This window comes from Paraburkholderia sp. BR10937, from assembly GCF_040965695.1.
Taxonomy (GTDB): Bacteria; Pseudomonadota; Gammaproteobacteria; order Burkholderiales; family Burkholderiaceae; genus Paraburkholderia.
In genome coordinates, this window is record NZ_JBFRCL010000019.1 from 13,713 (window position 1) to 31,150 (window position 17,438).

A 17,438-nucleotide genomic window follows, 5' to 3' on the forward strand; every position below is an offset into this window, starting at 1 on the left:
CAGCACCAGGAGGGAGACATGGGACAATCCGCATCCGCGGCGCACGGGCACCTTGGCGACTCCGGCCCGCATCGCCCGGCGCTTCCCGCGCTCGCGCTGGCCGCGCTCGGCGTGGTCTACGGGGACATCGGCACGAGCCCGCTCTACACGCTCGCCACGGTGTTCGATCCCAGCAACGGCCTTGCGGTCAATGCTTTCAATATCGTAGGTATCGTCTCGCTGATCTTCTGGTCGCTCATGATCGTCGTCTCGCTCAAGTACGTCGCGCTCATCCTGCGCGCGAACAATCACGGCGAGGGCGGCATCATGGCGTTGCTCGCGCTCGCGGCTTCCTCGGTGGCGTCGCGGCCGCATCTGCGTGCCGCGCTGCTCGTGATCGGCGTGATGGGCGCGGCGCTCTTCTTCGGTGACAGCGTGATTACGCCGGCCATCTCGGTGCTGAGCGCCGTGGAAGGTCTCGAAGTGGCCGAGCCTGCCCTCAAAACCTATGTGATTCCGGTGACGCTTACGGCGCTCATCGTGCTGTTCGTCACGCAAAAGCACGGCACGGGCGGCATCGGCGCCGTGTTCGGTCCGGTGATGGTGCTGTGGTTCGTCGTGATCGCCGTGGCGGGCGTGGCCAACATCGCCTCCGCGCCGGCCGTGCTGTTCGCGCTCGATCCGCGCGAGGGCATCGCGTTTTGCCTGCATCACCGCTGGCTCGCCTTCGTCGCGCTGGGTGCGGTCGTGCTCTCGCTTACGGGCGCCGAAGCGCTCTATGCCGACATGGGCCACTTCGGCAAGCGGCCTATTCGCCTGACGTGGTTCGGCATGGTGTTTCCCGCGCTCGCACTCAACTACCTCGGGCAGGGCGCGCTGCTGCTGGCCAACCCGGGCGCCGTGCAGAACCCGTTCTACCGGCTCTTCCCGCAATGGTCCATCGTGCCGATGATCGTGCTTGCGACCGTCGCCACCGTCATCGCCTCGCAGGCCGTGATTTCGGGCACGTATTCCATGGCGATGCAGGCCATGCAGCTCTCCTTCCTGCCGCGCATGAATATCGTGCATACCTCGGAGCGCGAAATCGGGCAGATCTACGTGCCCGGCATCAACTGGATCCTGCTCGTCGCCGTGGTCGCGGCGGTGGTGGGCTTCCGTTCGTCGACGGCGCTCGGCTCCGCTTACGGCATCGCCGTGACCGGCACGATGCTCATCACGACGTTCCTCACGTTCTTCGTCGTGCGTTACGCGTGGCACTACAACTGGCTGCTGTGCGTGTTCGCCACGGCGTTCTTTTTCGTGATCGATGCCATGTTCTTCTCGGCCAACCTGCTCAAGATCGTGGATGGCGGCTGGTTCCCGCTCGTGATCGGCGCACTGATGTTCACGGTCATGGCGACATGGGGCAAGGGCTGGGAAATGATGGCGGCCGAAGCGCGCGTGCGCGCCGGGAAGAAGCCCCTCAAGCCCTATCTCACGACGCTGCTAGAGAGCTCGCCGGTGCGCGTGGGCGGCACGGCGATCTTCCTCACGCCGAACGCCGACGCCGTACCGCACGCGCTCGTCAACAACCTGCGGCACAACCGGGTGCTGCACGAACGCGTAGTATTCCTGAGCGTGAAGACGAAGAGCGTGCCATGGGTGGCCGAGAGCGAGCGCGTGATGGTCGAACTGCTCTGCCCGGGCTGCTACTGCGTCGCCGTCAATTACGGATTCAAGGACGAGGTGGACTTGCCTTGCACGCTCGCCGCCTACAAGTCTGCGGATCTGACGTTCGATCTCGACGAGACGTCGTGGTTCCTCAGCCGCGCCGTGGTGGTGCCGAAGCGCGGCCACGGCATGTCGCTCTGGCGTGAACGTCTGTTCGCGGTGATGCTGCACAACGTCGGGAATATCGCCGCGTTCTTCAAGCTACCGGCCAATCGTGTGATCGAGGTCGGAGCGCGCGTCGAGATCTAGGCGTCCCGGTTGTGGCGCAAGCTCTTGCCAGCTGTCGCGCTGACGGGAACTCAGGCGTAGGATGATCGGAATCGCATCGTAGTCATGCGGCAGCGGGCCGGTTGCAAGCGGCTCGCCGCATGACGGAAGGAGGGCATCATGAGACGCCTCTATTTCCTCGCTCCCGACACCACCACGGCGCAGGCGATCGTCGACGATCTGCTGCGCGCGCGCATCACGTGGCGTCATATCCATGTGCTCGCCAATCACAGCGTGGGGCTCGAACGCTTGCCAGAGGCCTCGCTGCTGCAGCGCAGCGACGTCGTGCATGCACTGGAGCGCGGCGTGATGTTCGGCGCGGCGACCGGCGCGATCGTCGGTCTCGTCGCGCTGATGTTTCCGCCTGAGAACTTCGATATCACGGGCGGCGTGGTCGTCGCACTGACCCTCGCGGGCGCGATATTCGGCGCGTGGGTGGCCGGCATGATCGGCGTGGACGAACCGAACACGCGGCTCACGCGCTTTAACGGGCCGATCGAGGACGGCCAGTTGCTGGTCATGGCCGATGTCCCCGGCTCGCGCGAAGCGGAGATCGAGGCGAACATCGCGCAGCATGTGCCGCGCGCCGACGTGGAAGGCGCGGAAGCGACGACGCCCATCTTCCCCTGAACGCGCCGGGGCTTGATGGCGAATCACGGCGGCGGCGCAGGCCTTGAGCGTTTGCCACGCCGCCTGTCGTCGAATTCGCTCCCCATTTCAACTGCCTTGGTATGCCTTTTTAGGGCCGCAGCGCTCAACCGCTAACCGCCGAGGCTCGGCCGCGCCCGACAACGCCCCGCGCCCGCCGCCGGGCCCGCCAATCCCTCGCCAAATCCGCATTTTGACCGGCTTGCGCCCGCGACAAGGCAAAATACGGGTTTTGAGCCCATGCCGGGCTCGAGTTTCCCCTGCCGGCCGCCTCCTTCCAGGCATCGATCGGGCCTCGCTGCGAGCCCGGCAGGTCGGCTCGCCTTGTCTGCGAGCCCTCAAGCGATATTGGAGTCGTCTACATGCCCGAATCGAATCTGTCTTTCTTCGGCCGCCTTTCGGTCGCGCTGGGATCGTTTTTCGCGATCCTCGGCGACGGCGAGCTCGCCGCCAACGTGCGCCGTCTGCGTGAAGGCGGGCTTGCACCCGCCGCCGCTGCGCCCGCGCCCGCCGCGGCGCCGGTCGCGAAGCCGGCACCTGCGCCCGCATCTGCGCCCACCGTCATCAAGGAAGCCACGCCCGACGCCGCGCTCCAGCTGCTCGGCCTGCTTCAACGCAACGCGCGCTTCGTCGATTTCGTCGAGGAAGACATTGCCGGCTATGCCGATGCGGATATCGGCGCCGCCGCCCGCATCGTCCACGAAGGCTGCCGCGCCACGCTGCGCGACCACTTCTCGATCCGCCCGGTGCGCAGCGAGTCCGAAGGCTCGCGCGTGACGCTGCCGGCCGGCTTCGACGCCGCCGCCGTACGCCTCACCGGCAACGTGGTGGGCGAGGCGCCGTTCAGCGGCAGCCTCACGCATCGCGGCTGGCGCGTCGAGGAGGTCAAGCTGCCGCAACTCGTCAAGACGCACGACGCGCGCATCATCGCGCCGGCGGAGGTGGAGCTGTGAGCGATCCGCGTTATTCGATTGGCGTCGACCTGGGCACGACGCATTGCGCGCTGTCCTACGTCGACCTCAGCGCCAGCGATGGCGAAAAGACCCAGCAGGGCGTGCTCAACGTGACCCAGCTGACGGCGCCGGGCACGCTGGAATCGCCCGACCTGCTGCCCTCGTTTCTCTATTTGCCGCATGAAGGCGAGCTGACGCCGGGCGACCTCACGCTGCCGTGGACGACCACGCGCGAGTACGCCGTCGGCGAGCTTGCGCGCAGCCGTGGCGCGGGCACGCCGATCCGCCTCGTGTCGAGCGCGAAGAGCTGGTTGTGCCACCCCGGCGTGGATCGCCGCGCGGCCATTCTGCCCAACGACGCGCCGCCCGAAGTCGCGCGCGTGTCGCCGCTCGAAAGCTCGGTGCGCTATCTCGCGCACCTGCGCGAGGCCTGGGACCACGCGCACCCCGAGGCGCCGTTCGGCGAGCAGGAGATCACCGTCACGATTCCGGCCTCGTTCGACCCGGCCGCGCGCGAGCTGACGGCCGAGGCCGCGCAGGCGGCGGCCTACGCCAACATGACCCAGCTGGAAGCGCCGCAGGCGGCCCTCTATAGCTGGATCCAGACCTGTGGCGGCGCGTGGCGCAAGGACGTGAAGGTCGGCGACATCATCCTCGTCGTGGACGTGGGCGGCGGCACGACCGACCTTTCGCTGATCGCCGTGGTCGAGCGCGAAGGCAATCTCGAACTGCACCGCGTGGCCGTGGGCGAGCACATTCTGCTCGGCGGCGACAACATGGACCTCGCGCTCGCGCACGTGGTTGCGCGCAAGCTCGCGACCCAGGGCACGCAGGCCGATCCGTGGCAGCTGCGCGCGCTGACCTATGCGTGCCGGTCGGCCAAGGAAACGCTGCTCAGCGACGCCTCTGTCGATACGGTGCCGATCGTCGTGCCGAGCCGCGGCTCGAAGCTGATCGGCGGTTCGATCCGCACGGAACTCACGCGCGCCGAACTCACGCAGATCATTCTCGAAGGCTTCTTCCCGCAGGTGGACGCCGCCGCGCGCCCCGCCGTGCGTACGCGCGTGGGCCTCACGCAGCTTGGCCTGCCGTATGCGCAGGACGCGGGCGTCACGCGCCATCTCGCGGCCTTCCTCGGCCGCCAGGTGCAGGCGCTCGCGGAACTCGAAGGCTTTGGCGCGCCGCCCCCAGGCGCGACCTTCCTCCATCCCACGGCGGTGCTTTTCAACGGCGGCGTGTTCAAGTCGGCGCTGCTCTCGCAACGCGTGCTCGATATCCTCGACGGCTGGCTCGCGGCCGAGGGCGCGGCGCCCGCACGCCTGCTCGGCGGCGCCGATCTCGACCTCGCGGTGGCACGCGGCGCGGCCTATTACGGCTACGTGAAGCGCGGCAAGGGCGTGCGCATTCGCGGCGGCACGGCGCGCGCGTACTACGTGGCCGTCGAATCGGCGATGCCGGCGGTGCCGGGGCTCGAGCCGCCCGTGTCGGCGCTCTGCGTCGCGCCGTTCGGCATGGAAGAGGGCACGGAGGCGGCGCTGCCGCCGCAGGAGTTCGGCCTCGTCGTGGGCGAGCCGGTGCACTTCCGTTTCTTCGGCTCGTCGGTGCGGCGCCTGGATCAGGTCGGCACGATGCTCGACTACTGGTCGCCCGAAGAGCTGCAGGAACTGGAGGAAATCCAGGCCACGCTGCCGACCGAAGGCCGCACGCCCGGCGAAGTCGTGCCCGTGAAGCTGCACGCGCGCGTGACGGAGGCGGGCACGCTCGAGCTCGAAGCCATGCCGAGCGGCACGAACGAGCGCTGGAAGGTCGAGTTCGACGTGCGTGGCGGAGCAGGCGACTGAGCCCGATGAAGCCATACGTCGTCGGCATCGACCTGGGGACGAGCAATACCGTCGTGGCGTACGTGGAGGCAGGCGGCGACGCCGTCCGCGTGTTCGACGTCGAGCAGCTCACCGGCCTCGGCGAAGTGGGCGCGGAAAAGATGCTGCCTTCCGCGCGTTATCACCCGGCGGCGGGCGAGCTTGCGGCAGGCGATCTGCGCTTGCCGTGGCGCGCGCCGACGCCCGGTGACGACGCCGTCATCGGCCGACTCGCGCGCACGCTCGGCGCGCAGGTGCCCGGCCGGCTCGTAGCGAGCGCGAAAAGCTGGCTCTCGCATGCGGCAGTGGACCGCCTCGCGCCGATCCTGCCGTGGGGCGCGCCCGACGACGTCGCCAAGGTTTCGCCAGTGACCGCGAGCGCGAGCTATCTCGCGCACGTGCGCGCCGCATGGAACCATCGTTTCCCGCACGCGCCGCTCGAAGATCAGGACGTGGTGCTTACCGTGCCCGCCTCGTTCGACGACGGCGCGCGCGCGCTCACGCTCGAAGCGGCGCGCATGGCGAAATTGCCCGCGCTGCGCCTGCTCGAAGAACCGCAGGCCGCGTTCTACGACTGGCTGTATCACCATCGCGCGACGCTCGACGCGGAGCTGGGCGCGTCGCGCCTCGTGCTCGTGTGCGACGTGGGCGGCGGCACGACCGACCTCACGCTCATCAAGGTGCAGTTCGAGGGCGGCGAGCCGCAGCTCACGCGCATTGGCGTGGGCAATCATCTGATGCTCGGCGGCGACAACATGGATCTCGCGCTCGCGCATCTGGCCGAAAGCCGGCTCGCGAACGCGCAAACGCGCCTGAGCGCGGCGAGCCTTTCGCAGCTCGTGGAGCGCTGCCGCGTCGCGAAAGAGCAGTTGCTCGATGCGAGCGCGCCCGAGTCCGTGCCGATCACGCTGCTCGGCGCGGGCGCGCGGCTCGTGGGCGGCGCGCGCACCACGCAGCTCGGCCGCGAGGAAGTCGCGCAGATCGTGGTGGACGGTTTCTTCCCCATGGGCACGGCCAGCGACCAGCCGCGCCGCTCGCGTGCGGCGATCGTCGAGTTCGGCTTGCCCTATGCCGCCGATCCGGCCATCACGCGCCATATCGCGGCATTCTTGCAGCGCTTCGCGGCGCAGGCGCGCGAGGCGCTGGGTTCTTCGGGCGCGGCCGTTGAACCGGAAACCGCGCTGCCCATGCCCGACGCGCTGCTGCTCAACGGCGGCGTGTTCCGCGCCCGCTCGCTCGCGCAGCGTCTGGCCGATACGCTCGGCACGTGGCGCGGCGTGCCGCTCAACGTACTGCAGAACGATCAGCCCGACGTGGCCGTCGCGCGCGGCGCGGTCGCCTATGCGCTCGCGCGCGCGGGCAACGCGCCGCGTATCGGCGGCGGCTCGCCGCGCAGCTACTTTCTCGTGCTCGACGAAGGCGCGGCAGCCGATGCCGCGCCGCGCGGCGTGTGCGTCCTGCCGCGCGGCACGGAGGAGGGCCACGAGCTGCATCTGGACGACCGCACGTTCGCGTTGCAGCTGGGCCAGCCGGTGCAGTTCCACCTCGCATCGACGGTGGCCGACACCGCGTGGCAACCCGGCGAACTGGCCGACCTCGCGGCGGGCGACTTCGTGCGCCTGCCGCCGCTCGCGACCGTGGTGCCCGCAGGCGGCGATGCGAAGACGGCGCGCGAGCGCCCCGTCAAGCTCACGACCGCGCTCACCGAGGTCGGCACGCTGGAGATGCACTGCATCGCCACCGACGACGCCTCGCAGCGCTGGCTGCTCGAATTCGCGCTGCGCCGCGCGGAGCACGAGGGCGGTGTGGGCGCGGCAAGTGGCGAGTCGCGCCATGCGGGCCTCGACGAAGCGATCGAGGCGATCGAGCGCGTGTTCGGCGCGCGCTCCGCCAAGGTCGACGCGAAGGAAGTGAAACGCTTGCGCGGGCATCTCGAAGAGCGGCTCGGGCCGCGCCAGAACTGGGACGGCCCGCTCCTGCGCGAGCTGTTCGGCGCGCTCTGGGAACGCGCGGGCAAGCGCCGGCGCTCCGCCGATCACGAACGCCTGTGGCTGAACCTCGCCGGCTTCTGCCTGCGTCCGGGGTTCGGCTATCCGCTGGACGAATGGCGCGTCGAGCAGCTCTGGTCGCTCTTCGACGACGGCATCCAGTTCGTGGGCGAAGGCCAGGTGTGGTCGGAGTGGTGGACGCTCTGGCGGCGCGCGGCAGGCGGCCTGAACGAGGCGCAGCAGGACGAGGTGCTGGCGGCGATGACGTACCTCGAAGAGGCGGCCGGCTCGAAGCGCCACAAGCTGCCCTTCGACGCCGCGAAGCTGGGCGTGCCGGACATGATCCGGCTCTATGCGTCGCTCGAACAGATTGCGGCCGAGCGCAAGATCGAGATCGGCGAGCGGCTGTTGCAGCGGCTCCAGAAGCCTTCCGAGAATCATCAGACGTGGTGGGCCGTGGGCCGCATCGGCGCGCGCCAGCCGTTCTACGGCAGCGCGCACGGCGTGGTGCCGCCGCAAACCGCCGCGCTCTGGCTCGACGCGATTCTCGCGCTCGACTGGAAGAAGATCGAACCGGCGATGTTCGCCGCCGCGCAAATCGCGCGCATGACGGGCGACCGTTCGCGCGACCTGCCCCCCGAGTTGCGCGAGACCGTGGTGCGCCGCATGGAGTCGGCGAACGCGCCGCCTGGGTGGGTCACGATGGTGCGCGAAGTCGTCGCGCTCGACACGGCGGACACGGGCCGGGTGTTCGGCGAGGCGCTGCCGGCGGGGCTCAAGCTGATCGCGGGCTGAACGGCAGGTGACTTCTGCAGGAAGCCTGGCGCGCGTATGATCGAACGCCTGATTCCAACTGAAACACAGCGGACCGATCTGCCCATGAATTCTCCTGCCGATGCTTCCTCGCCGCGCGCCTTGCGCGCACTCTCGCCGATCGAGGCGCGTATCGTCGGCGTGCTGGTCGAAAAGCAGCACACGGTGCCCGACACCTATCCGCTCTCGCTCAACGCGCTCACGCTCGGCTGCAACCAGAAGACCGCGCGCACGCCGGTCATGAACGTGAGCGAAGCCGAAGTGCTGGCCGCCATCGAAGACCTCAAGCTGCTGAGCCTCGTGTTCGAAGGCAGCAGCAGCCGCGTGCCGCGCTTCGAGCACAACCTGAACCGTGTGCTCGGCGTGCCGAGCCAAGCCGTGGCGCTGCTCACCGTGCTGCTGCTGCGCGGCGCGCAGACGGCGGCGGAATTGCGCCTGAACTCGTCGCGCCTGCACGGATTCGCCGATGTCTCGTCGGTCGAAGGCTTCCTCGAAGAGCTGGCCGAACGCGAGCCGCCGCTCGTCGTGAAGCTGCCGCGCGCGCCGGGCGAGCGCGAAAGCCGCTGGATGCATCTGCTGTGCGGCGAGGTCAACACGGCGAGTTTCGTTGCCGCGGGGGCCATCGCGCCCGGGGCGCGCGAGGAGGCCGGCGAGAATGTTTCGCTCGCGGATTTCGAGGCGGTGCGCGCCGAACAGCAGCGTCTCGCCGACGAAGTCGCACGCCTGCAAACGCTCGTCGCGCGCATGGCAGCCGAACTGGGCATGTCGCTCGACTGAGCATCGCCACCCCGCCGTCGCGCCATGGACGCCACCGCATCCTCCACCCAGCGCCTGCGCCAGGTGCGCGACCTGCCATGCCCGCGCGGCTTGGCGTTCATCGGCAATCTGCATCAGCTGAATGCGCCCAAACTGCATCGCGTGCTCGAACAGTGGGCCCAGGAACTCGGCACGCCGTATCGCTTCCAGATCTGCGGCATGCCGGTCACGGTCTGGAGCGACGCGGAGCTGAGCCAAAGCGTATTGCGAGAGCGTCCGCATCGCTACCGGCGTTACGCGTCGCTCGAACCCGTGCTCGCCGAAATTGGCTGCAACGGCGTGTTTTCCGCTGAAGGCGCGGCGTGGGAGCCGCAGCGCCGGCTCGTCATGCAGGCGCTTTCCATCCCGCACATCCGGGCGTTCTATCCCACGCTGCAGGCGATCACGGCGCGTCTGCACGACCGCTGGCAATGCGCGGCCGAGCGCGGCGAGGTGGTCGAGATGACCGACGACCTCAAGCGTTACACGGTCGATGTGACGAGCGCGCTCGCCTTCGGCGAGGACCCGCGCACGCTCGAGCAGGAGCGCGGCGTCATTCAGGAGCAGCTCGCGCAGATCTTCCCGACGCTCATGCATCGCGTGAACGCGCCGTTCCCGTACTGGCGCTATGTGCGTTTGCCGCGCGACCGCCGCACGGACCGGGCGCTCGCCGAAGTGCATCGCACGATACGCGGCATGATGGCGCGCTCGCGCGAGCGCATGCGCGACGAGCCGTCCGATGCGCCGCGCCATTTGCTAGAAGCAATGCTCGCGCTGCGCGATGCGCCGGGCTCCGACGTGACCGACGACATCATCGCCGCCAACGTGCTCACGCTGCTGCTGGCGGGCGAGGACACTACGGCCAACGCGCTGGCGTGGTCGCTCTACTATCTCTGCGCCGACGAACCGCTGCAGCAGCGCCTCGCCAGCGAAGCGCACGCGGTGCTGGGTGCACACGCGGTGTGTCCGGACTACGGCCTCGTGAAGGACCTCGACCTGTTCGAAGCCGTCTGCAGCGAAACGCTGCGCTTTCGTCCGGTGGCCGCGATCATGGCGTTCGAGCCCGTCGAGCCTGTGCAGGTGGGCGACGTCGCGTTGCCCGCCGGCTCGAAGATGTTCTTCCTCACGCGCCCGCCCATGCTCGACGCGCGCCACTACTCGCAGCCCGGGCGCTTCGATCCGGAGCGCTGGCTGCGCGGCAACGCGGCTTGCGCGCCTGCCGCGCGCGTGCACGATCCGCGCGCGTGGGTGCAGTTTGGCGCGGGGCCGCGCGCGTGTCCGGGGCGGCATCTGGCGGCCGTGGAAATGCGCCTCGTGCTTTCCACGCTGATGAACCGCTTCAAGGTGACGCTGGCCGTCGATCCCACGACGATCGAGGAAATCACGGCCTTCGCGATGGTGCCGAACCGCATGCCGGTGCGGTTGGAATGGCGGCCAACGGTTGAGTCGCCTGGATCACAAACGAATCAACCGGGCCGTGACTGAAGTGTCAACCTTGCGTGATGAAGGTATGGACGTGGGTGTTGAAGAGGTCGGGATGCGTGCCGTTCATGCCGTGCGTGGCGCCCTTGATCGTGACGCGTCGCGCGAATTCGATCCACTCGTCCAGCGCTTCGACGTTGTTGCGGAACATGAGCGGGCTGCGCTGGCCGTCGATCAGCAGCGTGCGACACTTGATCTCGCCGGCGGCGCGCGGCGCGTAAGGCGGCAGCGGGTCCTGCAGCTGCTTGGGCAGCGTCGTGGCGTTGGCGATGGCCATCTGGCGAAACGCCGCCGAACCCTTCTTCCAGGCGCCCGGCACGCTCACGGAGTCGACGAACAACTCGAGCCCCGCTTCGACTTCGCCGGCATGGATGAGGTCGGCCGCGCGCGTGCGCAGCGCGTTGGTCGCCGGAGGCAGCGCGGCTTCGTCGTCGTCCACGCGAGAGAGCGGGCCGCCCGGGTCGGCGAGCACCAGCGTGCGCACGAGGCGCGGATAGCGGCGCGCCAGATGCCACGCCACACAGCCGCCACGCGAATGGCCTACGAGGTGCACCGATTCGAGACCGAGCGCGGCGATGAAATCGGCCAGCTCGGTGACGTGGCTCTCCCAGCCGAAATCGCCCTGGATGCAGGCGTCGGCCGCGGGCCAGTAGTGGCTCAGGCTCGGCGCGATGCAGCGGAAATGCTCCGACAGCCCGTTGAGCTGCGGCATCCAGTAGCGGTAATCGCAGAGCGATCCGTGGACGAACAGCAGCGGCTCGCCATCGCCGCGCTCGAGGAACGGCAGGGCAATGCCCGAGTGCAACGTCGCGTACGACAGGTCGGGCGCAGCAAGTAGGGAGGGGTCGATGCGTTGGTTCAAGGAGTGGCTCCGAGCGTATGAGCGTCACTTTGCCGCAACCGAACGATTAAGGGAAACTCAATAAACTGAAGGAATCGATAAGGATTTCTGATTCGAAAAAGGGGCGTAACGCGGCGAGGCCCGTCGCGCGGGGCTGTTCTCTTTCAGTGGTGAAAGCAAGCGGGCGCGCCCACGCCGCTGGCGGCCTGGGGCGCGGCGGCTGAATCGTGGGTTGTCGCGGCGCCGGCCGCGTTCGCGGCGGAGGATTTACGTCTTCGGCGCGACCAGATTGGCGTCGCGTGCGAGCAGCCAGCGTCCGCTCGCATCCTTGCGCACCAGCGTGAGCGTGTAGCCCGCACGCCGCATGGGCTGGGCCGCGCCCGGCGGCTTAACGGAAATGTCGATGCGATTGCGTAGAAAGGCCCAATTGCCCAGAACCTGCAGTTCCACGATCTCGGCCGTGCCTTCTATGCGCATGTCCTGCTGCGCTTGCGAAGCCGCGGCGAACTCGGCCTTGCCGAACGGCTCCTGGCCGGGCACGGTGAACACCACGTCGTCGGTCATCAGGCTCAGCACTTTGGCGGTGTCGCCGGCGCGGCTGGCTTCCATCCAGGTTTGCACCATCTCGCGAATGGCGCGTTCGTCATCGGTCATCGTGGACTCCCTCGTGTTTCATTTCAACGGTTCTGGAATGTGCCGCGCGGCGCCTCAAAACGCACTGCGATACGCGAACAGGCCCGGCAAGCCGCCGGTCATGACGAAGAGGACGTTCTCGCCGCGCGCGAAGCCTCCCGATCGTGCGGCTTGCACGAGACCGGCGAACGCCTTGCCGCCGTACACGGGGTCGATCAGCAGGCCTTCTTTCGAAGCGACGAGCCGCACGGCCTCACGCATCGCATCGGTTGGAATGCCGTAGCCGTCGCCGAGCTGGGCTTCGTCGATCACGATCGAGCGGCCCTCGATGCGCCGCGCCGGATCGATCAGTTCGAGCGTCTTGCCGGCCTTTTCGAGCGTGGCGGCGTGGGCCTGCCCGGCCTTCGCCAGCACGGTGTACGCAAGCACGAGGCCCGGGTCGAGGCCCAGCGCCGCGAAGCCGGCGGCGAGCCCCGCGTGCATGCCGCCGCTGCCGTTGGGCACGACGATGCGCGCGAAGCGCAAGCCCTGTGCATGGGCCTGCGTCATGATTTCGGCGGCGCACGCCGCGTACCCCAGACATCCCACCGGGCTCGACCCGCCCAGCGGGCACACATAGACCTTGCGGCCCTGGGCGCGCAGCTCGTCGGCGCGCGCCTCGGCGAACTCCAGGGCATTGGCCGTGCCGGGCAGGTCGTGCACGCGTGCGCCGAGCAGGTCGTCGAGCAGGATGTTGCCGTTCTCCAGATACTCGAAGTCGTCGCGCGGCACGGCCCGCGTGAGCACGAGTTCGCACTGCAGGCCCGCTTGCGCCGCCGCAGCTGCCGTCAAGCGCGCATGGTTCGACTGGCGCGCGCCCACGGTGACGATGGTGTCCGCGCCCGCAGCCAGCGCTTCGCCCACCAGGAACTCCAGCTTGCGCAGCTTGTTGCCGCCGCCGCCGAGGCCAGTGAGATCGTCGCGCTTGACATAGACATTCACGCCCCCAAGTTCGTGGCTTAGCCGCGGCAATGGCTGGATCGGCGTGGGTCCTTCCAGCAGCGCGCGGCGAGCATGCCGCGAAAGATCGAGCTGATACGGGGACGTGGCATGCGTCGTGGCATTCGTTACGGTAGTCATCGGGCTCTCGCTGTCTGGCAGTCTGGAATGGGAACGTAGCTGGCGGCATTTATGTTTGCCGAGCGTCGAATAATAACCAGGGTAATTCTCGAATAATGCGCAACGCCTCAGGGTTCTCAGGTCCACGTAATTCCGTATTGCGTCGCAGCAAGGAGGTTTTTAAACTGATTCTTATCCAGGCAATCGTCCGAGACGATATTCCCACCACGGGAGGCTTTAAATGAATATTTTTCAATCGCCGAGCCAACCATCGAGTCCGAGGCTGCACGTATTCGAACAGGAAGGCGGCTGGCATTGGGGTATCACCATAGAGCGTTCGGCAGGCGGCGGGTTCAAGGTCATCGCGTACAGCGAGAAGACGTTCCGCGCCGAAAACGAAGCACAATCCGACGGCGACCGCGCCCTCGTCAATCTCGCCGAACTGGTTTGAGCCGCGCGCCGCGCGGCTGCGTGTTTTCGCGTCTGCGGCACCTTTCCTCGCATCCTTCCACGTTTGCGGTCCGCGCCCCCCGCGCTGCGCCGGCATCGATGTTTCTTTTCGTCTGATCGCTTCTTCTGCATGCGCCCAGGCCGCGTCCATCGGCCTCAGTGACCAATCGTGCGACGTTTGCTAAAAATCAGCGCGCATTCTCATATGCCTCGGTATCTTGAAAAATTGCCCGAGAGGGCTTTTCAGACCGTTCGTGTACGCCGTCACTTCCCCTCATGACCTCACCCGCGCCGCGCCCCTCGCCGACACTTGCGCCCGATCTGCAGCTGGGCGAACCCATGACCGATACGATGCATGCCGGGTTCGTCGCGCTGCTCGACGCGCTCGCGCGCGCGAGCGACGAAACCTGGCTCGGCGCGTTCGACGCGTGGGCGGCGCATACGAAGCAGCATTTCGCGCAGGAAGAAGCGTGGATGGCGGAAATGAACTTCGGTCCGCGCCATTGCCATGCGGGCCAGCATCGGCACGTCCTGAACGTGGCAGGCGAGGTGCGCAGGCAAGTTGCCGACGAGGGGCGCTTCGACACGGGGCGGCAACTGGTGGGCGAACTGCGCGAATGGTTCGCCTGGCACGTGAAGTCGATGGACGCGCTCATGGTCGAAGCCCTGCGCGAACGCGGCATCGCGAAGATCGATCAGGCCGATCAGGCCGTCTGAGTCACATTCCAATCGTTCGATTCATGCAAGCAGATATCGTAATCGTGGGCGCCGGGCCGGTGGGGCTGTGTCTCGCGCGCTCGCTCAGTGGTGTTGGCCTCAAGATCGTCGTCGTCGAGCAGCAGCGCCTCGCCGACATCAACGAGCCGCAGTTCGACGGGCGCGAGATCGCGTTGACCCAGAAGTCGGTGCGCGCGATGCGCAGGTTCGGGCTTTGGGATCTCATCGACCCGCACGCGCGAGCCCCGCTTCGCAGCGCAAGGGTGTTCAATGGTCTCTCGCCGGGGGCGCTCGAGATCGGACACGACCTGAGCGGCCACACGGAGCTGGGCTGGCTCGTTTCCAATCACCTGATTCGTAAGGCCGCGTACGAGGCGCTGCGGCAAAGCACGGCGGAGCATGGCGACGTGACGCTGCTGGCGGCGCAACAGGTCAGCGCGGTGAACGCCGGTGAGGATCAGGCGAGCGTGACATTGGAGAGCGGCGAAACGCTCTCGGCGAAGTTGATCGTCGCGGCGGACAGCCGCTTCTCGTCCACGCGCAAGATGATGGGCATTGCTGCCAACATGCACGATTTCGGCAAAGCGATGCTGGTTTGCCGCATGACGCACGAAGCGCCTCACGAGCACGCCGCGTGGGAATGGTTCGGCTACGGTCAGACGCTCGCGTTGCTGCCCATGAACGCGGAGCGCTCGACGAACGCGCATCAGTCGTCCGTCGTGCTCACGCTGCCCGTGGGCCAGGTCAGCCAGATCGCGGCGCTTGCGCCCGACGCATTCGCGCGGCATATCGAGGATCGCTTCATGCACAGGCTGGGCGCGATGAAGCTGGCGAGTACGCGGCATGTGTATCCGCTCGTGGCCGTTTATCCGGAGCGTTTCGTCGGCAAACGCTTCGCGGCCGTGGGCGACGCCGCAGTCGGCATGCATCCGGTGACCGCGCATGGTTTCAATTTCGGGCTGCTCGGCGTGGAAACCTTAGGTAACCGAATCATCGAAGCGCACAAGAGCGGCTTCGATATCGGGGCTGCCCCGGTTTTGCAGCGCTATGAAACCCAGCACCGCCGCGCGACCAAACCGCTTTATCTCGCGACCCGGTTCATCACCGACGTCTACACGAACAACAGCGCGCCCGCGAAACTGGCGCGCGACTTCATGCTGCGCGCGGCTTCGAAACTGATGCCGTTCAGGAAGGCCATCGCAGCTTCACTGACCGGCTGACTTCAGGCGCCCTCGCGCACGTCGACCGCAACGATGCGCTCGAGGGCGGCCACCGCGTTCGCCACACCGTTCTCCGCCCGCATCGTTTCGCCTAGTGCGCGGGCGCGGCTTCGCATCGTTTCGCTGGCGACAAAGTCGAGTGCGCTCGCGAACGCTCGGGCATTGGGCCGGCGTCCGTCGACCGCCGGCGGGGCGACGCCCGCCTGGCGCAGGCGCTCCGCCCAGAAGAACTGGTCGCCCGCAAACGGCGTAACAATGGAAGGCACCCCGGCGCGTGCTGCGGAGTGCGAAGTACCGGAGCCGCCGTGGTGAATGACGGCAGCGGTACGCGGGAGCAGCCAGTCGTGCGGCGTATCGCCGACGACGAAAAAGTTTTCGGGTAGCACCTTCGGATCGATGCCGCTCCAGCCCGGGTAAAAGAGTGCGCGCCGGCCCTGCATCGCTTCGATCAGGGCATCGAGCAGCCGCGCATTGTCGAAGCCCGTCATGCTGCCAAAGCCGATATAGATGGGCGCGTCTCCCGCAGCGAGAAAGCGCGCCAGCGCGACCGGCGGCGTCCATGCCGGACTCGGCGCCAGCCACTGTCCGCAAAGATGGGCGTTGGCAGGCCAGTCGGCGGGCGCGCCCAACAGGTTTGGCGACACGCCATACACCATCGGATGGTCCTTCCATACCGTCTTGCGCGGCGGCAGGCCGAACATCGCGCGCGCGGCGTTGGTCCTGTCGCGGAACGCCTTCCAGAGCAGGCCGTTCACGAGACCATGGCTGGCGCGGTTGAGCACGCGCGGCACCCACCTGGGCGGCAAGAACGGCGAGGGGAAGGCCGCCGTCGGCGTGAGCGGGATCATGCCCGAGCCGATGCCTTTCGCGCCCAGATACTCCGCTGCGGAAAGCGCCACGAACGCGGCCAGCCCGGCAACCAGAATCGCATCGCAACCCTCGCCTGCCTCGACGATGGTGCGCATCCACGACTGCGCATTTTCGTTGGCGATCTTCGCGAGCGCGCGTGCGGTCTCGTTGAAGCCGCCGCCCTTGGCGACGACGCCCGCGATCGCGTGGTCCGGGCGCAGCATGCCGCGAATGTCGCCGGCCAGCGCCGTGGCCGGCACGCCGAGCGCATGGGCGCTGCCAAGCGTGGCGGCGTCGGCGAGCACGCGCGCTTCGTGCCCGGCGTCCATCAAGCCGCGGCACAGCGCGGCGAACGGGCGCACATCGCCCTCGGTACCGTAGGTCGCGATCAGCAGCTTCATGGGGCCTTTTTCCTCGATTTCGGCACGGCTTTTCGGGGCGCTTGCCGGGCCGCCTGCATGGGCAGGGCCACGCCATGCAGGAACAAATCGACCGCAGCGGCAAACTCCTTGCGCAGTTTCAGGCGCGGTTCGGCGAGCCAGCGCAGCATGGCGCCGAGGTAGAGGTGGTGGAACGCAAGCGCAAGCCGCGCCGCGTCGAGATCGTCGCGCAGTTCGCCTTGCGCTTGCGCGCGCCGGACGAGCCAACCAAAGGTATCGGCGATGTCGCTGAGCTGCTCGCTGTCCCGCGACGGCGAAGGCTCCGTGCCGATGCCGAGGAAGCGAAACCGCAGGTAAGGCGCGAGGTAGTCCGGGTGCGCCTCGCACCAGCTCGCGCAATGATCGAGCACGAGCCGCGCGCCCGCGGCGAAGCCCGGTGTGTGTTCGAGCCGGGCGTGCAGCGTCGCGAGATTCGCCGCCAGTTCGAGATGCAGCCAATGCGCGAGTACCGCCTCTTTCACCGGGAAATGGTTGTACAGCGTGCCCTTGGCCACGTCCGCTGCGGCGGCGATTTGCTCCATGGTCACCGGTTCGTAACCGTGAGCTTCGAACAGCGCGGCGGCGGTGCGCGCGAGATGTTCCAGGGTCTGCAGTCGTTTGCGGTCGCGGCGGCCTGGCAAAGCGGGCGTGGGCGTGGACATGTGGACGGAAATATTGAACGACGTCTAATATTATTCACCGTTCACAAATCGTCTG

15 protein-coding genes are annotated in these 17,438 nt (G+C 67.7%); 10 read left to right on the plus strand and 5 right to left on the minus strand.

Annotated elements, in window-relative coordinates:
- The first annotated feature begins 18 nt into the window (after positions 1 to 18).
- From AB4Y44_RS17265 to AB4Y44_RS17295, 7 genes are all read left to right on the plus strand, one after another.
- On the plus strand, positions 19 to 1,938 hold the full coding sequence (locus AB4Y44_RS17265; protein ID WP_368700331.1) for a potassium transporter Kup: 1,920 nt from the start codon (positions 19 to 21) through the stop codon (positions 1,936 to 1,938).
- A 138-nt stretch (positions 1,939 to 2,076) separates the two neighbouring features.
- Positions 2,077 to 2,586: a DUF1269 domain-containing protein gene (locus AB4Y44_RS17270; RefSeq protein ID WP_368700332.1), complete on the plus strand. Its 510-nt coding sequence runs from the start codon at positions 2,077 to 2,079 to the stop codon at positions 2,584 to 2,586.
- A gap of 380 nt (positions 2,587 to 2,966) precedes the next feature.
- Complete coding sequence (locus AB4Y44_RS17275) at positions 2,967 to 3,557, plus strand: DUF2760 domain-containing protein (RefSeq protein WP_368700333.1); 591 nt, start codon at positions 2,967 to 2,969, stop codon at positions 3,555 to 3,557.
- Positions 3,554 to 5,398 carry an Hsp70 family protein gene (locus tag AB4Y44_RS17280; protein WP_368700334.1) on the plus strand — a complete coding sequence of 615 codons (1,845 nt, stop codon included), beginning with the start codon at positions 3,554 to 3,556 and terminating at the stop codon, positions 5,396 to 5,398. Before AB4Y44_RS17275 ends, AB4Y44_RS17280 begins: the two co-directional genes overlap by 4 nt.
- A 5-nt stretch (positions 5,399 to 5,403) precedes the next feature.
- Positions 5,404 to 8,199: an Hsp70 family protein gene (locus AB4Y44_RS17285; protein ID WP_368700335.1), complete on the plus strand. Its 2,796-nt coding sequence runs from the start codon at positions 5,404 to 5,406 to the stop codon at positions 8,197 to 8,199.
- A gap of 84 nt (positions 8,200 to 8,283) precedes the next feature.
- Positions 8,284 to 8,994, plus strand: coding sequence for a YceH family protein (locus tag AB4Y44_RS17290; protein ID WP_368700336.1), 711 nt, complete (start codon positions 8,284 to 8,286; stop codon positions 8,992 to 8,994).
- 24 nt (positions 8,995 to 9,018) lie between these two features.
- Complete coding sequence (locus tag AB4Y44_RS17295) at positions 9,019 to 10,497, plus strand: cytochrome P450 (protein WP_368700337.1); 1,479 nt, start codon at positions 9,019 to 9,021, stop codon at positions 10,495 to 10,497.
- Between the two features lie 4 nt (positions 10,498 to 10,501).
- Here AB4Y44_RS17295 and AB4Y44_RS17300 read toward each other — a convergent pair whose 3' ends face one another.
- From AB4Y44_RS17300 to AB4Y44_RS17310, 3 genes are all read right to left on the minus strand, one after another.
- Entirely contained in the window at positions 10,502 to 11,356 is an 855-nt protein-coding gene (locus AB4Y44_RS17300) for an alpha/beta fold hydrolase (protein ID WP_368700338.1), read from the minus strand.
- A 246-nt stretch (positions 11,357 to 11,602) separates the two neighbouring features.
- Positions 11,603 to 11,989 (minus strand): SgcJ/EcaC family oxidoreductase, encoded by a 387-nt coding sequence (locus tag AB4Y44_RS17305; protein ID WP_342922718.1) that lies wholly within the window; start codon positions 11,987 to 11,989, stop codon positions 11,603 to 11,605.
- A gap of 54 nt (positions 11,990 to 12,043) precedes the next feature.
- Positions 12,044 to 13,087 (minus strand): D-cysteine desulfhydrase family protein, encoded by a 1,044-nt coding sequence (locus AB4Y44_RS17310; protein ID WP_368700339.1) that lies wholly within the window; start codon positions 13,085 to 13,087, stop codon positions 12,044 to 12,046.
- A 220-nt stretch (positions 13,088 to 13,307) separates the two neighbouring features.
- Between AB4Y44_RS17310 and AB4Y44_RS17315 the strand changes: the two genes are divergently transcribed.
- The 3 genes from AB4Y44_RS17315 to ubiM all read left to right on the plus strand — a co-directional run bounded on the left by AB4Y44_RS17315 (position 13,308) and on the right by ubiM (position 15,453).
- Positions 13,308 to 13,517 (plus strand): hypothetical protein, encoded by a 210-nt coding sequence (locus AB4Y44_RS17315; protein WP_035514678.1) that lies wholly within the window; start codon positions 13,308 to 13,310, stop codon positions 13,515 to 13,517.
- A gap of 275 nt (positions 13,518 to 13,792) precedes the next feature.
- Complete coding sequence (locus AB4Y44_RS17320) at positions 13,793 to 14,233, plus strand: hemerythrin domain-containing protein (protein ID WP_368700340.1); 441 nt, start codon at positions 13,793 to 13,795, stop codon at positions 14,231 to 14,233.
- A 23-nt stretch (positions 14,234 to 14,256) separates the two neighbouring features.
- Positions 14,257 to 15,453 carry a 5-demethoxyubiquinol-8 5-hydroxylase UbiM gene (gene ubiM / locus AB4Y44_RS17325; protein WP_368700341.1) on the plus strand — a complete coding sequence of 399 codons (1,197 nt, stop codon included), beginning with the start codon at positions 14,257 to 14,259 and terminating at the stop codon, positions 15,451 to 15,453.
- A 2-nt stretch (positions 15,454 to 15,455) separates the two neighbouring features.
- Here ubiM and AB4Y44_RS17330 read toward each other — a convergent pair whose 3' ends face one another.
- A complete protein-coding gene (locus AB4Y44_RS17330) occupies positions 15,456 to 16,703 on the minus strand; it encodes a glycosyltransferase (protein ID WP_368700342.1) in 1,248 nt (415 codons plus the stop codon).
- On the minus strand, positions 16,700 to 17,383 hold the full coding sequence (locus AB4Y44_RS17335) for a TetR/AcrR family transcriptional regulator (protein ID WP_368700343.1): 684 nt from the start codon (positions 17,381 to 17,383) through the stop codon (positions 16,700 to 16,702). The genes AB4Y44_RS17330 and AB4Y44_RS17335 overlap by 4 nt, the downstream gene beginning before the upstream one ends.
- Positions 17,384 to 17,438: the final 55 nt, after the last annotated feature.

Excerpts from the sequence above, each read along its gene's own strand:
- AB4Y44_RS17335 (WP_368700343.1), bottom strand. The coding sequence starts at position 17,383 with ATGTCCACGCCCACGCCCGCTTTGCCAGGCCGCCGCGACCGCAAACGA.
- AB4Y44_RS17305 (WP_342922718.1), bottom strand. The coding sequence starts at position 11,989 with ATGACCGATGACGAACGCGCCATTCGCGAGATGGTGCAAACCTGGATG.
- ubiM (WP_368700341.1), top strand. The coding sequence starts at position 14,257 with ATGCAAGCAGATATCGTAATCGTGGGCGCCGGGCCGGTGGGGCTGTGT.
- AB4Y44_RS17270 (WP_368700332.1), top strand. The coding sequence starts at position 2,077 with ATGAGACGCCTCTATTTCCTCGCTCCCGACACCACCACGGCGCAGGCG.
- AB4Y44_RS17315 (WP_035514678.1), top strand. The coding sequence starts at position 13,308 with ATGAATATTTTTCAATCGCCGAGCCAACCATCGAGTCCGAGGCTGCAC.
- AB4Y44_RS17330 (WP_368700342.1), bottom strand. The coding sequence starts at position 16,703 with ATGAAGCTGCTGATCGCGACCTACGGTACCGAGGGCGATGTGCGCCCG.
- AB4Y44_RS17265 (WP_368700331.1), top strand. The coding sequence starts at position 19 with ATGGGACAATCCGCATCCGCGGCGCACGGGCACCTTGGCGACTCCGGC.
- AB4Y44_RS17310 (WP_368700339.1), bottom strand. The coding sequence starts at position 13,087 with ATGACTACCGTAACGAATGCCACGACGCATGCCACGTCCCCGTATCAG.
- AB4Y44_RS17290 (WP_368700336.1), top strand. The coding sequence starts at position 8,284 with ATGAATTCTCCTGCCGATGCTTCCTCGCCGCGCGCCTTGCGCGCACTC.
- AB4Y44_RS17285 (WP_368700335.1), top strand. The coding sequence starts at position 5,404 with ATGAAGCCATACGTCGTCGGCATCGACCTGGGGACGAGCAATACCGTC.
- AB4Y44_RS17295 (WP_368700337.1), top strand. The coding sequence starts at position 9,019 with ATGGACGCCACCGCATCCTCCACCCAGCGCCTGCGCCAGGTGCGCGAC.
- AB4Y44_RS17275 (WP_368700333.1), top strand. The coding sequence starts at position 2,967 with ATGCCCGAATCGAATCTGTCTTTCTTCGGCCGCCTTTCGGTCGCGCTG.
- AB4Y44_RS17320 (WP_368700340.1), top strand. The coding sequence starts at position 13,793 with ATGACCTCACCCGCGCCGCGCCCCTCGCCGACACTTGCGCCCGATCTG.